The organism is Chryseobacterium tructae (genome assembly GCF_030409875.1).
Lineage (GTDB): Bacteria > Bacteroidota > Bacteroidia > Flavobacteriales > Weeksellaceae > Chryseobacterium > Chryseobacterium tructae.
Genome location: NZ_JAUFQR010000001.1, coordinates 2,448,347 through 2,463,390 on the forward strand (window position 1 = coordinate 2,448,347; position 15,044 = coordinate 2,463,390).

14 protein-coding genes and 2 pseudogenes are annotated in these 15,044 nt (G+C 33.9%); all 16 read left to right on the plus strand.

What is annotated here, in order from left to right; all coding sequences use genetic code 11:
• Positions 1 to 63 precede the first annotated feature (63 nt).
• The 16 genes and pseudogenes from QWZ06_RS12085 to uvrA all read left to right on the plus strand — a co-directional run bounded on the left by QWZ06_RS12085 (position 64) and on the right by uvrA (position 14,965).
• Positions 64 to 1,475, plus strand: a pseudogene (locus QWZ06_RS12085) (APC family permease).
• Positions 1,476 to 1,635: 160 nt separating this feature from the next.
• Complete coding sequence (locus QWZ06_RS12090) at positions 1,636 to 2,076, plus strand: GPW/gp25 family protein (protein WP_290298336.1); 441 nt, start codon at positions 1,636 to 1,638, stop codon at positions 2,074 to 2,076.
• Positions 2,077 to 2,098: 22 nt separating this feature from the next.
• Positions 2,099 to 3,982 carry a type VI secretion system baseplate subunit TssF gene (locus tag QWZ06_RS12095; RefSeq protein ID WP_290298337.1) on the plus strand — a complete coding sequence of 628 codons (1,884 nt, stop codon included), beginning with the start codon at positions 2,099 to 2,101 and terminating at the stop codon, positions 3,980 to 3,982.
• 25 nt (positions 3,983 to 4,007) lie between these two features.
• Positions 4,008 to 4,937 carry a YiiG family protein gene (locus QWZ06_RS12100; RefSeq protein WP_290298339.1) on the plus strand — a complete coding sequence of 310 codons (930 nt, stop codon included), beginning with the start codon at positions 4,008 to 4,010 and terminating at the stop codon, positions 4,935 to 4,937.
• A gap of 633 nt (positions 4,938 to 5,570) precedes the next feature.
• Positions 5,571 to 5,720: a hypothetical protein gene (locus QWZ06_RS12105; RefSeq protein WP_290298340.1), complete on the plus strand. Its 150-nt coding sequence runs from the start codon at positions 5,571 to 5,573 to the stop codon at positions 5,718 to 5,720.
• A 113-nt stretch (positions 5,721 to 5,833) separates the two neighbouring features.
• Positions 5,834 to 5,992, plus strand: coding sequence for a hypothetical protein (locus tag QWZ06_RS12110; protein WP_290298342.1), 159 nt, complete (start codon positions 5,834 to 5,836; stop codon positions 5,990 to 5,992).
• Positions 5,993 to 6,046: 54 nt separating this feature from the next.
• On the plus strand, positions 6,047 to 6,217 hold the full coding sequence (locus QWZ06_RS12115) for a hypothetical protein (RefSeq protein ID WP_290298344.1): 171 nt from the start codon (positions 6,047 to 6,049) through the stop codon (positions 6,215 to 6,217).
• Positions 6,218 to 6,268: 51 nt separating this feature from the next.
• Positions 6,269 to 6,424, plus strand: a complete 156-nt coding sequence (locus tag QWZ06_RS12120; RefSeq protein WP_290298345.1) for a hypothetical protein — start codon at positions 6,269 to 6,271, stop codon at positions 6,422 to 6,424.
• 26 nt (positions 6,425 to 6,450) lie between these two features.
• A complete protein-coding gene (locus QWZ06_RS12125) occupies positions 6,451 to 6,609 on the plus strand; it encodes a hypothetical protein (RefSeq protein ID WP_290298347.1) in 159 nt (52 codons plus the stop codon).
• 278 nt (positions 6,610 to 6,887) lie between these two features.
• Positions 6,888 to 7,037, plus strand: coding sequence for a hypothetical protein (locus tag QWZ06_RS12130; protein WP_290298349.1), 150 nt, complete (start codon positions 6,888 to 6,890; stop codon positions 7,035 to 7,037).
• A gap of 35 nt (positions 7,038 to 7,072) precedes the next feature.
• Entirely contained in the window at positions 7,073 to 7,237 is a 165-nt protein-coding gene (locus QWZ06_RS12135; protein ID WP_290298351.1) for a hypothetical protein, read from the plus strand.
• 303 nt (positions 7,238 to 7,540) lie between these two features.
• Positions 7,541 to 8,737, plus strand: coding sequence for a lanthionine synthetase C family protein (locus QWZ06_RS12140; RefSeq protein WP_290298353.1), 1,197 nt, complete (start codon positions 7,541 to 7,543; stop codon positions 8,735 to 8,737).
• 10 nt (positions 8,738 to 8,747) lie between these two features.
• The gene (locus QWZ06_RS12145) at positions 8,748 to 9,896 is read left to right on the plus strand and encodes a lantibiotic dehydratase (RefSeq protein ID WP_290298354.1); all 1,149 of its coding nucleotides are present in this window, start codon (positions 8,748 to 8,750) and stop codon (positions 9,894 to 9,896) included.
• 26 nt (positions 9,897 to 9,922) lie between these two features.
• Positions 9,923 to 10,957: a lantibiotic dehydratase gene (locus QWZ06_RS12150; protein ID WP_290298355.1), complete on the plus strand. Its 1,035-nt coding sequence runs from the start codon at positions 9,923 to 9,925 to the stop codon at positions 10,955 to 10,957.
• The gene (locus QWZ06_RS12155; RefSeq protein WP_290298356.1) at positions 10,947 to 11,882 is read left to right on the plus strand and encodes a thiopeptide-type bacteriocin biosynthesis protein; all 936 of its coding nucleotides are present in this window, start codon (positions 10,947 to 10,949) and stop codon (positions 11,880 to 11,882) included. Before QWZ06_RS12150 ends, QWZ06_RS12155 begins: the two co-directional genes overlap by 11 nt.
• A 252-nt stretch (positions 11,883 to 12,134) precedes the next feature.
• Positions 12,135 to 14,965 (plus strand): annotated as a pseudogene (uvrA, locus tag QWZ06_RS12160) (excinuclease ABC subunit UvrA).
• The last annotated feature ends 79 nt before the right edge of the window (positions 14,966 to 15,044 follow it).

Below are 15,044 nucleotides of genomic sequence, written 5' to 3' on the forward strand. Positions count from 1 at the left end.
AAAATTTTAATAAAATTCAAAATGAAAGGCAGATTTGTTTATATTTGACGCCTATACTTGACTATGCATAAAAAACTGAAACTGTGGGATGCCATTATGCTTGTAATGGGGTCTATGATCGGAAGTGGGATCTTTATTGTAAGCGCTGATATGATGCGTAATCTAGGCTCCGGCTACTGGCTGATAGTAGTCTGGGTTATAACAGGAATAATGACTGTGGCCGCAGCAATAAGCTATGGCGAACTATCTGCTCTGTTTCCAAAGGCTGGTGGCCAATATACATATCTGAAAGAAATCTTCGGGAGAAGGATGGGGTTTTTGTACGGTTGGGGATTGTTTACTGTGATACAAACCGGAACAATTGCAGCTGTGGCAATGGCTTTTGGTAAATTTACGGCATACCTTGTACCCTCACTTAATGATGCTGCACCTATTATCCAAAGTGGGGAATTTAAGATTACATGGATACAAATTTTAGCAATTGCAGTTATTCTTTTGCTTACCTATATCAATACAAGAGGAGTAGAAAGTGGCAAATTTTTACAGAATATATTTACAGGATCTAAAATCATAGCTTTAATAGGGCTGATTGCCGTAGGATTTATTTTGGTAGATTTCTCCCATTTATCTGAAAATTTTAGTCTTGGAATGGATTCTTTTAATAATCTGAAAAAAGATCTGAGTGGAAATTTTCTTAAAGAAGGCTGGGAGCCTATTGGCGGAATGACCTTAATGGGCGGAATTGCTGCAGCGATGGTAGGCTCCGTTTTCAGTTCTGTAGCTTGGGAAAGTGTGACTTTTGTTTCCGGAGAGATTGAAAATCCAAAAAGAAATGTAGTAAAATCAATGATTTATGGAACTTCTGCCGTAATGATTTTATACATAGCCGTTAATTTTGTGTATTTAAACGCGTTAGATAGAGATAGTATTGCTTTTGCCACTAATGATAGGGTTGCAGTAGCTGCATCACAGAATATTTTTGGAAGTGCAGGAACAATTATCATTGCTTTGTTGGTGATGATTTCGACTTTTGGATGTGACAACGGATTAATATTAGCTGGAGCAAGAGTGTTTCAAACGATGGCAAAAGACAAAATGTTTTTTACATCTGCAGAAAAGAATAATAAAAATGAAGTGCCGGAGAATGCATTGTGGATGCAGGGAGTCTGGGCATCTTTATTATGTCTGAGCGGACAGTATGGAAACCTGTTGGATATGATTTCATTCGTAATTGTTCTGTTCTATATGATTACGGTTTCGGAGTTATTTATTTAAGAATTAAAGAACCTGGCCTGGAAAGACCTTATAAAACCTGGTTGTATCCCGTGACACCAATTATATACCTTATTATAGGAACTGTTTTCTGTATCTTATTATTAATATACAAACAACAATACACATGGCCGGGATTTTTACTGGTACTATTGGGACTTCCGGTGTACTATTTTATTAACCGGAAAAAAGCAGATCAATAGATTTATATTATAGATAATAGTTTCAGGGCTTTCAATTCAGTTTGAAGGCCCTAACTTTTGAATAATATTTTAATTTATTATGACAATTATTTAGTGAAAATGTGTATTTTGGTATTTCGTTTTTAAGTAAACGGAACCATGAAGTAAAAAACAAGAAGTAATGGATACACCAAATTACAGAATGCCCTTTGTACCGTCTACATTAATGACAGAAGGGGGAAGTATCGATACCTGCGATATGGGAGAAAGTATTGCTCACAATATTATGCTGCTGATCACGACCAAAAAAGGGGAGAACAGATACGATGAAAACTATGGAAACGATGTTTGGAACCTGGAATTCGATAATGGAGTAACCAGTGCTATCTGGGAAAATGTTTTCGTTAAAAGTCTCAGAAGGCAGATTCAGGAATATGAACCAAGAATTGTACAGCCTCAAATTGATGCCCATATCCAATTTGTAGAACACAGTTACGATACCAAAGAACACACAGAAATCAAAAAGAAAGTAAGAATTGCCATCAATGCCAAGATGGAGGAAACAGGAGATCGTTTCAGTTTTTCGACTGAACTATTCCTGAGCCCTATGTCTATTGATTAATATTTTTAACAGAAAAAAAATTATGAACCTAGATCAAAATATTTATTCCAAAGAATCTGTAAAAGCAAGAATGCTTCAGAATGCCACTAAAGTATGGGGATTGAAAAGTCCGCAATCGTTAGATCCATTTGTAAAACTATTAATTGACGCATTCAGTACAGAAGTTTTTAAAGCGAATAATGAAATACAAACAGTAAATGCCCGAATTCTCGAAAAATTGGCAAAACTGTTAACACCTTCTATTTATACTCATCCTATTCCGGCTCATGCGGTGGCTTTCACACAACCTTATGATTCTACAGAAGTTTTGTTGGAACATACAGAGTTTTTCTTCCGCAAACAAATGACTTCTACGGTAAAATCGGAATCGGATAAACAGCTTAATATTCCTTTTACTCCGGTAGGGAATGTTAGAATTAATAAAGTTCACACTTCAGTAATGTTCGTAGGAAATACCTGCTACAGCATTGATGACCGATTCAATAAAATTCCGATTGCAAGATTTAACGGGAGACCTGAAGATTATAGAAAGGTTACAGTAGGGGTGGATGTGAGTAAATATGTAAGTGAATATTTTCCTAAATACATGAGCATATTCTGCTCTAATCCTGCTTTTGAACATTTGGATTTTGTATACAAACTATTGCCTTATATTACAGTTTCAAGTAATGGAAATCCATTGTTTGTAAGAGAGGGATTAAGTTATCTTTCGGAGACTGCTCCGGATGGATATGAGCAAATGTTCAAAGAACAATCTATCCGAAATAAGGTGATTGAAGATATTAAAAGTATCTATCGACATAAATTTATTGAAATTACAGGACTTTCTAACAGTCTGTTCTCAGAACCCGGACAACTTCCGCAGAATCTTGATTTCCTTGCGGGGAAAGAAGAGATTGTAAAATATCTGGATAATAAACGTTATTTATGGCTTACGTTTGAATTTCCGCCACAATTCTCAGCAGAGATTCTTGACAACTTCTCATTTGTATTGAACGCCTTCCCAATCTATAACAGAGGCTGGAAGAAAACAGAATACAGCCTTGATATTATGGGAAATAATATTCCTTTAGTAACAGACGAGGGCGAACATTTCTTATATGTAGATGATGTACAGGATGGAGACGGAAGAAAATATACTGAAATACCATTTACGCCAGCTGATGATCTTAAAAAAGGATTATATACGGTGAGAAAAGGAGGAATGGAACGCTTCACCAGCAGGAATGCGGTGGATATGATCGCCAATGTTCTGGAGCTGACAAGAGATGAGATTGCAGCATTTTCTCTTTTAAACAGAGATAATGTAAAAGGGGTGCTTAGCGAAATGTCTGACAAGATGAAATCTATGGTACAGAAAGTAAACAATGCCAAAAGAAACATCAGACAGGAACTGAACTATGTTATTATGGAACCTGTAGAAAAAACAGACCATACCTATGCTTCTTTCTGGATCACCCATTGTACATTAGCCAATCATATGCGTCCGGGAACCGAACTTTCTAACCAGCTGAAATCGCAAACTGTTGTGCTGCTTACAGAAACGTTGGGTGGTGCTGAAGAACAAAAAGGAACTGACAGCATTCAGGCTTATAAATATGCATTAACGACAAGAGATAAAATTATTTCCCTTGAAGATGTTAAAAATTATTGCCGAATGATCCTCAAAGATGAATTAAGAGAAGTAAGGGTAAAAAGGGGAACGATGATCAGTAATAAACCTAAAGAAGGTTTTGTAAGAACTGTTGAGGTTGAAATTGTTCCACAGAATTATGCTTTCTATGGAAGAGCATATTGGGAAAATATGGCAAACATCACCAGAAACCAAATCATTGCTAAAGCAATAGACGGTATTGAATATCTGGTGAAAGTAACGAATGAAGACGTCGAATTCCAGGACATGTAAAATTTGGACATTAAAATAAAAAATTATGAAGAAGTTTATTATACTTGCAATGGCCCTATCTCTAACCGCTACAGTGGTAAGCTGTAAAAAAGGAGCAGAAAAATTGGGTAATGCCGTTTTAAATATGGGAAGTGAGACAGATGCCAATGCTATTATTGATTTTAATAACAATTTTATAGACTCTTATAAAAGTACATCCAGACATATTGAGAAAGTCTTAAAATATGCGGATGACGCAGTGGCTACATCAAAAGGTAAAAAAGGATTAATAATACCTATTACATTGACTTCCATGGATTATTCCTTTTCAAAGATTAAGGGAATTCCATCAGGGTTTGATAAAGAAAAGGACGCTATTGAAAAAGAATTCAATATTTATAAGACCAAAAAGGAAAATATAGATAAAAAGGTTGCAGAACTGAAGTCCTATATGACTTCGGAAGATTATAAAGATGATAAAGGTGCCAAAGCTGAAGCCATCAGAAAAGAAATTGAAGCTGAAGCCAGTGCTTTCTATGGAGCCGGTGAAAATATCATGACCAAGATTAAACCTGCTACAGATGCTGCAGAAGAAGTTATTTTAAAAGATCATCCAATGAAGGAGTATATCATCTCTTCCAAAAATGTAATGAATTCAATGGATTCTGTGATTGATCTTCTAGGGAAACAATATTCAGGGCAATTCAACGAAGCAGAAGCGCAGAAAAAGTATGATGAATTTGCTAAAGCAGTAGAATCCAATGCAAAACTAAACTTTGATGTGAAAGATCAGCAGTATTCTTACAAAAAGTCGCAATTTGAAAGTTTCAACAAAAATGCTTCTAACTTTTTGGATCTGTATAGAAAACTGATCCGAGATGCTAAAGAGAAAGGAAAAATTCAGGATAACGATATTAATCAGATCGATTCTTCTTATGAAAGTGTGCTGGGAGCATACAATTCTTTTGTTAAATAAACTTTTTGATTCGTTGTAAAAAACGACCCTCATTTTCACTTATAAAGTGCCGTAGAAATATGGCACTTTTTTTATGTTTATTATGCAAGGAATAATGGATGTGAATTTATTTTTACCCTTGTAATATCCTGTAGTACAAATGCCTACGTGTGATTTAAATCACTATTATGGGAATTATGAAATAATAAAATTGAATAATATAATATTTTGAAAAAAAATCATTATAATTTTACTATATCAAAATGGAATAGTATAATAAATGAATAATATTATATAATAGATAATTAAAAAAGGAAAACATTGTGAACTATAAAATATTGTATCGGTTTTTTTGTTTACAAATCTTTAAATCAATATCAGTAAATCTACTTCCTGTTTATCAGATCTTTTGATCTTCATTCCTGAAATTAACCATAATGAGCATTCATTTCAGGGTAGGATATGTTAAAATTAAAATTATTAAAATACTTGTGCACAGTATAGAGCAGCTGATGATGCTTTTTGTCTCTTCCACACAAACTTGCTTTAGGCAGTTGCTTCGCGCTCTTGACATTTAATTTCTTAAATGGATACAATGCCTGTTATTCTATAAACAGGATAAATAAGTACTATCAACCACAAATCTATTACATTATGAAAACTAAAAAAACATTAAAGTTCTCAAAAGAGACGATTGTTATTTTGGATAATAAATCTAAACAAACAATCATTGGTGGACAATTACAAAAAGCAGGAAACGAAACAGTGAAATGGTATAGCTGTATTCGCTTATGCTTGGGATAAAGCGTATATAATAGGAAGAATCAATTATAATTGATAACAAATCGATCATCATTTGACTTGCCTATTATTTAAGTAAACTAATTTTTCTAACTAATCATAAACCATATTACATTATGAAAACTAAAAAAGTTTTAAAATTCTCAAAAGAGACTGTTGTTATACTGAATAATAAATCTAAGCAAGCGCTTATGGGTGGGCAACAGCAAAATGCTCTCTTTACTAAAATACATCCTATAAGCGGATGTGTACAATGTGTTATTGATATCCAATAATTTATCTAATTACAGAAATTATTAACAAATATTTCATCTTAAAATCCTTACGCTATGAAAGCTAAAAAGCAATTAAAATTCTCAAAGGAAACAATCCTTTTTTTGGATAACACAGCAAAGAAATCTATTAACGGCGGAAATGACCGTCTCAATGCTAGAAGTACTCCATATTGTATTACAGGAGAAGCGTCTTGCTGGGTTCAATGCATTAATAAAGAAGGATAAATTTCACGATCAAAACTTCTAAACAAACTTAATCTTAAAATATAAAACATTATGAAAACTAAAAAAACATTAAAATTCTCAAAAGAAACGGTTATTCTTTTAGATAGTACTTCTAAAAAAACTGTAAAAGGCGGTAACCAAAATAACTATGCAAATAGTGTTATAAAATGTCTATTTACTGATGGTTGCTATACAAAAGCGTGCTAAAAAATTAATCTTAAAATTATTACGCTATGAAAGCTAAAAAGCAATTAAAATTCTCAAAAGAAACCATCATTCTTTTGGATAATACAGCAAAGAAATCTCTTAATGGTGGAAATCACCAATTGAACCCTGCTGCAAGTAACCCTCCAGTTTGTGTTACTGGACGCATATCTGAATGTTGGTGTTAGCTATACAATAAGGGAACCTTTCCCTTTTTCCTTAACTAAAGACCTGTACCTGCAAAGAGCAGAGGACAGAACTTAATCTTAAAATTATTACGTTATGAAAACTAAAAAAACATTAAAATTCTCAAAAGAGACGGTTATCGTTTTAGACCATAAATCTAAGCAGACCATTATGGGAGGAAATCAGGAGCAAAAAAGAACTATAGTTACCTGTAATGGGCCACGTTGTGTTTAACTATTTATATAAATAATCAAAATATTTCAACTTAAAATTAAACGTTATGAAAACTAAAAAAACATTAAAATTTTCAAAAGAAACGGTTATTCTTTTAGATAATACTTCTAAGAAAGCTGTAAAAGGCGGAAACCTAAATAATTCAGTAGCTATACAATGTGAATATACTAGGCCATGCAATACAAGAAAATGCTAAACAATACTTGTTATTAATCTTAAAATACTTACGTTATGAAAACTAAAAAAACATTAAAATTCTCAAAAGAAACGGTTACTATTCTAGAAGATAAGTCTGGAAAAAGTATAAAAGGTGGACAACTACAACATGTTTTATGGACAAGGTTAAGTGAGTGTGTAGGATGTATTTCAGCTGTAGGCTGTACTAATTATAAATAATTAAAATATCTAATCTTAAAATTATTACGCTATGAAAACTAAAAAATCTTTAAAATTCTCAAAAGAGACTGTTATTGTGTTAAACCATAAATCTAAACAAACTATTATGGGTGGACAACAGGCTGAAATCAATAATCTTGTTGCGACAAGTAAGCATATACAGTGTCTAGTGTAATGGTCAACTTGATGATAAGATATTTTCATCTGAAAAGTATGATCTAAAAGTAAACAATACAAATGTCAATTATAAACCATTGAGAGGCTGTTTTTAGCAGCCTCTTTTACTGATTAATTTTAAAAAAAATGGAACAAATCATAAACATTACCGATGAAAAACAAAACGAAATTGAAAGTTTGCTATTGCAGATTGCCAAAAGAATTGTTGAAAAAAATAAAAGTATAGACCTTGGTTTATTTTCAGGTTCAATGGGAGAGATTCTGTTTTTACATGAATACTCAAAAATAAATCATCATTATCAAAAATATATTCCAGACCATATTGACCATTTGTTTGAATCTATAGAAAAGGGAAATGTTTTCCATAGTTACTGTTCAGGTTTGGCAGGGGTTTGCCTGGGGATAGATTATATAGAATCCGAAACCAATCCAGAGTATGAACGTTTTGATTTTGTAGATGATCAGATTCACAACTGGTTGATCAGCCAGCTTGATTCTTGCATCAAAGGAAAAGATTATGATTTTTTGCATGGCGCTGTAGGAATAGGGTTTTATTTTCTTGAAAGATATAAATCCGGAGATCACGCTTTAAAAAAAGCATTACATCAGCTGTTAGAGTTCCTGAACGATTCTGCCATACGGGAGAATGACAAAATTAAATGGAAGAATGAAAGCCAGGAAGTAAATATCTCAATGTCTCATGGGATGGTAAGTATCATTCTGTTTGTATTGGAAGTATACAAAGCTGATTTTCAAACAGAATATAATCTTTCGCAATTGATACAAGGGGCGGTTCGTTTTATTTTAGCACAGGAAATTGATCCTACTGTTTATCATTCTTATTATCCTTATACTTCCATTGAAAATGAAAAAGAAAATTTAAAAGGAAGCAGGTTGTCCTGGTGCTACGGAGATTTAGGGATTGCGGTCATGCTGAGAAAAGTCTCAGAAGTTTTTAACAATAATTTATGGATGGAAAAATCTACAGAAATATTAGAGTTTTCTACCCTAAGAACAGATTCAAGTATCAGGGTTGTGGATGCTGGGATATGTCATGGGAGTTCCGGTGTAGCACTCATGTTCTATAATGAATTTTTACAAACAGGAAATGAAAAATACGCTGAAGCAGCTAAATATTGGATGGATATAACATTTGATTTTTATAAAGAAGATCCCGAAAATTTCTCAAGAGTAGCTTATGATCCTCTTAATAAGGGATATACTGCTAAGGAATGCTTTTTAGAGGGAACTTCCGGAGTTGGGTTAGTCTTGCTGTCAATGAGAGATGGTAAAACAGATTGGTTAAAATTTTTATTACTATAAATTACTATATATGAAAAAAGAATATTCAGTATCAGATCGGTTTATCCTTCGATATCCGTTTGTTTCTTTTAGATATGATAATGGTTGGGAGCTGGATGATATTTATGATTGTAAAGAATTTGCTCCCTCTTTATGGGTGGCTTCTCCGGTATTGTCAGAAGAATTGCAAAAATGTAAAGAAGGGAAAATAAAGGACGAAAAATCAATAGAAAAAATTAATATCTCATTATATAAATACTGGAGCAGAATAAGATCCAGATCCACCCCCTTTGGATTATTCTCCGGAGTATCTTTAGGAAAAATAGATCACCATGACAATATTGTTTTTAGTGAAGAAGCGCATTCCAAAATCAGGATGGATATGAAATATCTATATGATGTTTTTATCTATCTCAAAGATCTTCCGGAAGTAAGGAAAAGTACCTTATTTTATGTCAATGATAGTATTCATCCTTTTGATAAAAAGTTTCGTTTCATAGAAAAGAAATATATAAAAGAGGCAATCAAATATGTAATCTCAGTTACCGATAGAAGCCTCGCCTTGAAAAAAATCTTATCATCAGCCCAAAATGGAATCAGTTATCAGGATATTGTAAATATTCTTGTGACAGAAGGTTACGATGAAGATGAAAGCCTGTATGAATATATTGATAATATCATTGATTCTCAAATTTTAATAAGCGAATTGGAACCTACTTTAATCGGTGGGGATTATTTAGAAAAAATTCTGAAAACATTTGAAAAAAGAAATATAGATCATGAAATCTATGCTCAGCTGAAGCAGTTAAAATCTCAATTGGATCAATTGAATCAACGAAATTCTTTGATAGAAGTAGAAGATGTTATAAACATAGAGAAGTTGGTTGAGAATATTAATATCCCTTTTGACAGGAAATTTCTGGTTCAGATTGATTCCTCCAGAAAGCTTCAGTCTTCCTCCTTGAGTAAAGATCATACCCATGAATTACTGGGTGCCGTCTCTTTTCTTTTAAAACTAGGAATGGAGATGCGTGAAAATACGTACCTCAATGCTTTTAAAAATGATTATTCAGAAAAATATGAAACAGAAGAAATCCCCCTTCTCCAGGCACTTGATCCTGAAGTAGGAATTGGATATCCCGTGACTAAAGCGCAGGAAAAGATTATAATAATTCTTTAATAGGAAATTTCTTACTTGTAAACCCGTTGGCTCCAAAAGAACAAAAAAAAGGAGATCGGATACAAGATGTTATCATTGAAAAAATAATGAAAGCAAAAGAAGAACAAGAGGAAGAAATTGTGATTTCAAAAGAAGATTTTACATTTTTAGATTCTGAAAAACCTGTTGAAATGCCACCTATGATGAATACAATGTTTGAGGTTATTAATGATCCCAATAATAATCAAATGCTTCATTTACAGCTTCTAGGGAGTGGATCCGGAGCGAAATTAATGAGCCGGTTTTCACGTCTTGATCAGGATATTGAAGAATATGTGCAGCAATTGATCAAAACAGAGCAAGAGCAAAGTAGTACAGAATTGGTAGAATTATCTCATCTGTCCGAGGCTCCAAGAGTAGGGAATATTTCTATAAGACCAAGATTGACTCAGTACGAAATTACATGTCTTTCTCATTCAGATTTGGATCAAAAATTTGTTATTCCTTTGTCGGATATTATGGTATCAGTGCAGCATGATAAGATTGTTCTCAAATCAAAAAAACTGAAAAAAGAAATTCTGCCTATCCTTACTACGGCCCACAACTATGGATCTTCCTCTTTTGCGGTGTATAAATTTTTATGTGATCTGCAGCAACAGGATTTTCTTTTCAAAGGAATTGTACTCGACTCAAGCTTTGATGTTAATCTTAATTATATTCCACGAATCAGATATAAAAATACAATTTTACGACTGGCAAGCTGGAAGATTGTAAAAGCTGAACTTACCAATATTCTTGAAGAAGGTACCGGCCTGACTACAAAGCGAACGATCATTGCCCAATGGATGAAAGAGAGAAATATACCCCGTTATATTCTTATTGCAGAAAACGATAATGAGATGTTTGTTGATTTTCATAATAATCATAGCATCAATGTTTTTTTGTCAATATTGAAACGCCAAGAAAAGTTGAATATCACAGAATTCTTATTCAATGATGAAACAGCAATTGTAAGAGATAGCTCAGGAAACCCTTATAGAAATCAAATTATTCTTCCCTTATTTAAAAATCATGAAGACTAGAAAATACGCACCAGGTTCAGAATGGCTGTATTTTAAAATCTATACAGGCTATAAAACGGCAGATGAGTTATTATTGAATAAGATATATCCTTTAATTCTTGATCTGAAACGAAAACAATATATCAACCAATTCTTTTTTATAAGGTATTCAGACCCGCATTTTCATATAAGGGTTAGAGTGCACATTACAAAAGCAGAATATCTGGGTATCATCATGGGACTTTTCAATCAAAAATTATCCCGACTGCTGAAAAACAATGTGATATGGAAAATTCAGATAGATACTTATAGTCGCGAAATAGAACGATACAATCTTCATTTGATTGATCATGCAGAATCTTTTTTTCATATCGACAGTGATTATATTATCAAAATCCTGAAAACTATTAACAATCAATTGGCTCATAATGAAGATGTAAAATGGATAATCGGATTGAGACTCATTGATGATACCCTTAATTTATTCTGTAAAGAAACCCATGAAAAATTGAAAATCATGACCATGATGAGCGATAGTTTTAAAAAAGAATTTGGATTTGATATGTATAATTCCAAGCAATTTAATGAGAAATACAGGGAAAATAAAACAAAAATAGATGCTGTTTTATCCGGTGTAGATCTTATTGATAGCCAGAGTTATGATAGTCTATATCTTATTTGTAAGAAAAGGAATAAAGAATTGGTACCCATTGTATCATTAATACAAAAAATTCAATCAGAAAAACGACTGAATTTCCATATTGTAACAGATCTTATCCACATGACACTTAATCGATTAATTCCTGCTGAGAACAGATTACATGAGCTTATCTTGTATGATTTTGTTAAAAGATATTATATCGGAATTACGGCAAGAAAAAAGAATGATAAAAGCACAGCCAGAGCCACAGTAGAAGAACTGAGTAGACAGGAGATTGCTTCATGATACCCCTGTGAAAATCAAAATGGCTTGTCGCTAAATAAATTCAATAGAAACGGGCTTTAGCCCGTTTTTCAATAATAAACCATCCATTGGCTTTAGCCAAAACCTATAAACAGTATTATTGTAAATATGATGATGGTATTCAACAAAACAAAGTCTTGTTATGAAAATTTTAACCCTTTCAAAATGAAAAAAAATCCATAAAAATTCCGTAATTTTGCACGTCGTGATTTTCAGGCAAAGTCACTCCAAATTATGAGCAAATCAACAGAATATATAGAAGTTTACGGAGCACGTGAACACAATCTAAAGAATATTAATGTTAAAATTCCACGCAACGAACTGGTAGTAATTACCGGACTTTCCGGGAGTGGTAAATCTTCATTGGCCTTTGATACTATTTTTGCAGAAGGTCAACGTCGTTATATAGAAACATTCTCTGCTTATGCCCGTCAGTTTTTAGGAGGATTGGAGCGTCCGGATGTAGATAAAATTGAAGGACTTTCACCCGTAATTGCCATTGAGCAGAAAACAACCAATAAAAACCCACGTTCTACCGTAGGAACGGTTACAGAGCTGTATGACTTCCTGCGTCTTTTGTATGCAAGAGTTTCAGATGCTTATTCATTGTCTACCGGACAAAAATTGGTAAGTTATACTGAAGATCAAATCCTTGATACGATTAAAGAAAACTACAAAGGCGAAAAAATCATGCTGTTGGCACCTGTTGTCCGTTCCAGAAAAGGACATTATCACGAGCTTTTCGTCCAGATGGCTAAAAAAGGATATGGCCAGGCAAGAATTGACGGTGAATTACAGGATATTGAATATGATTTAAAACTTGACCGTTATAAAACCCACGACATTGATATTGTGATCGATCGTTGGATTATTGGAGAAAGTGCCTCCGAAGGAAGGATGGAAAAATCTCTGCGTACTGCAATGGAAATGGGCGAGGGAATCATCGGAATTCAGAAATTGGGAAGTACAGATATTGAATATTTCTCCAAAAACCTGATGGATGCCGAAACAGGTCATTCCCTGGCATTACCGGAACCGAATACATTCTCTTTCAACTCTCCAAAAGGAAGCTGCCCGGCCTGTAAAGGATTGGGAACGATCAAAAAGATCAATACAGATTACTTTATCGATAATCCGAAACTATCCATCAATCAGGGAGGTTTATTACCGTTAGAAGATATCAAATCTAATAAATGGATTCTGGCTCAGATTAAAAATATCCTTGAGATCTTCGGATTGGGAATGACAACACCATTACAGGATATTCCGGAAGAAGCATTGGACTATATTTATAATGGATGTCATAAAGAATTCAATAAAGACCTGAAATATGCAGGAATCACCAAGAAGATCAAAATCAGTTTTGATGGATTGATTGCTTTCATGGAAGAAATTATTGATGAAAGAGAATCTTATGAAGCTATTTGCTGGAAAGACATTTCACTACAGAAGAAACATGTCCGGAATGTGGTGGAACTCGTCTTCAGCCATCAAGTTTGAGCTTTAAAATCGACGGAAAGAATATTGCTGAGGTCAATGGTTTAAGTTTAGCAGATTTAAAAGAATGGCTGGCAGATGTTAAAGATAAATTCTCTGAGAAAAATAAAATTATCGCTCATGAGATTCTAAAGGAAATTGAAACCAGACTTCAGTTTCTATTGGATGTAGGGTTGGATTATCTAAGTTTAAGCAGAAGTTCAAAAACCCTTTCAGGAGGAGAATCACAAAGGATTCGTTTGGCAACACAGATCGGATCTCAGCTTGTGAATGTATTATATATTCTGGATGAACCAAGCATCGGGCTTCACCAGAGAGATAATGAAAGACTGATTCATTCCTTAAAGAACCTTAGAGATATCGGGAACTCTGTTTTAGTAGTAGAACACGATAAAGACATGATTCTGGAAGCTGATGAGGTGCTGGATATTGGGCCAAGAGCCGGAAAATTTGGAGGAGAAATCCTTTGGCAGGGAAAACCAAAAGATCTTCTGAAGGCAGATACCATTACCGCTCAGTATATTAATGGAAAAAGAAAAATTGAAATTCCGGCTGAAAGAAGAGCAGGAAGCGGAAAAAATATTGTTCTGAAGGGAGCAACTGGAAATAACCTGAAAAATGTAACACTGGATGTTCCCCTTGGAAAACTAGTTGTAGTAACAGGAATCTCAGGAAGTGGAAAATCATCTTTGATTAACGGAACATTATACCCAATCCTTAATAAGCATTTCTATAGAGCCGTTCAGGAACCTTTACCTTATAAAAAAATTGAAGGTCTTGATAATATTGATAAAATTGTAGATGTAGATCAGACGCCAATCGGAAGAACGCCCCGTTCAAATCCAGCGACGTATACCGGAATGTTTACAGACATTAGAAACCTTTTTGCAGAATTGCCTGAAAGTAAAATTCGAGGCTACAAACCGGGAAGATTCTCATTTAACGTAAAAGGCGGAAGATGTGAAACCTGTCAGGGGGGAGGATTAAAAGTGATTGAAATGAACTTTCTTCCGGATGTATACGTTCACTGCGAAACCTGTAACGGAAAACGTTTCAACAGAGAAACCCTTGAAGTTCGTTACAAAGGAAAATCTATTTCTGATGTATTGGATATGACGATTGATGAAGCCGTAGAATTTTTCCAGCCGATTCCAAAGATCTTTGCCAAAGTAAAGACATTACAGGATGTAGGGTTGGGATACATTACGCTTGGACAGCAATCGACAACCCTTTCAGGAGGAGAGGCACAACGTATTAAGTTAGCAACTGAACTTTCCAAAAAGCAAACCGGAAATACCCTTTACATCCTTGATGAACCTACAACAGGATTGCACTTTGAAGATGTTAAGATCCTGATGGATGCCATCAATCAATTGGTAGAACTTGGAAACTCATTCATTATTATCGAACACAATATGGATGTCATTAAACTTGCAGACCATATCATCGATGTAGGGCCGGAAGGAGGAAAATATGGTGGCCAGATTGTTGCACAAGGAACCCCTGAGGAAATAGTGAAGTCTAAGAAGAGCTTGACCGGAAAGTTTTTGAAGAGGGAATTGGAATAAAATAGATTAGTTTACCTATACAAAAGAATTTGCGAAAGCAGATTCTTTTTTTATTTTTATCCCAGCCAAATCAAACATT

Bases quoted from the DNA above. Each gene is read 5' to 3' on its own strand.
- QWZ06_RS12090 (WP_290298336.1), top strand. From the start codon at position 1,636: ATGGATACACCAAATTACAGAATGCCCTTTGTACCGTCTACATTAATG.
- QWZ06_RS12130 (WP_290298349.1), top strand. From the start codon at position 6,888: ATGAAAACTAAAAAAACATTAAAATTTTCAAAAGAAACGGTTATTCTT.
- QWZ06_RS12155 (WP_290298356.1), top strand. From the start codon at position 10,947: ATGAAGACTAGAAAATACGCACCAGGTTCAGAATGGCTGTATTTTAAA.
- QWZ06_RS12100 (WP_290298339.1), top strand. From the start codon at position 4,008: ATGAAGAAGTTTATTATACTTGCAATGGCCCTATCTCTAACCGCTACA.
- QWZ06_RS12115 (WP_290298344.1), top strand. From the start codon at position 6,047: ATGAAAGCTAAAAAGCAATTAAAATTCTCAAAGGAAACAATCCTTTTT.
- QWZ06_RS12140 (WP_290298353.1), top strand. From the start codon at position 7,541: ATGGAACAAATCATAAACATTACCGATGAAAAACAAAACGAAATTGAA.
- QWZ06_RS12135 (WP_290298351.1), top strand. From the start codon at position 7,073: ATGAAAACTAAAAAAACATTAAAATTCTCAAAAGAAACGGTTACTATT.
- QWZ06_RS12105 (WP_290298340.1), top strand. From the start codon at position 5,571: ATGAAAACTAAAAAAACATTAAAGTTCTCAAAAGAGACGATTGTTATT.
- QWZ06_RS12120 (WP_290298345.1), top strand. From the start codon at position 6,269: ATGAAAACTAAAAAAACATTAAAATTCTCAAAAGAAACGGTTATTCTT.
- QWZ06_RS12125 (WP_290298347.1), top strand. From the start codon at position 6,451: ATGAAAGCTAAAAAGCAATTAAAATTCTCAAAAGAAACCATCATTCTT.
- QWZ06_RS12095 (WP_290298337.1), top strand. From the start codon at position 2,099: ATGAACCTAGATCAAAATATTTATTCCAAAGAATCTGTAAAAGCAAGA.
- QWZ06_RS12145 (WP_290298354.1), top strand. From the start codon at position 8,748: ATGAAAAAAGAATATTCAGTATCAGATCGGTTTATCCTTCGATATCCG.
- QWZ06_RS12110 (WP_290298342.1), top strand. From the start codon at position 5,834: ATGAAAACTAAAAAAGTTTTAAAATTCTCAAAAGAGACTGTTGTTATA.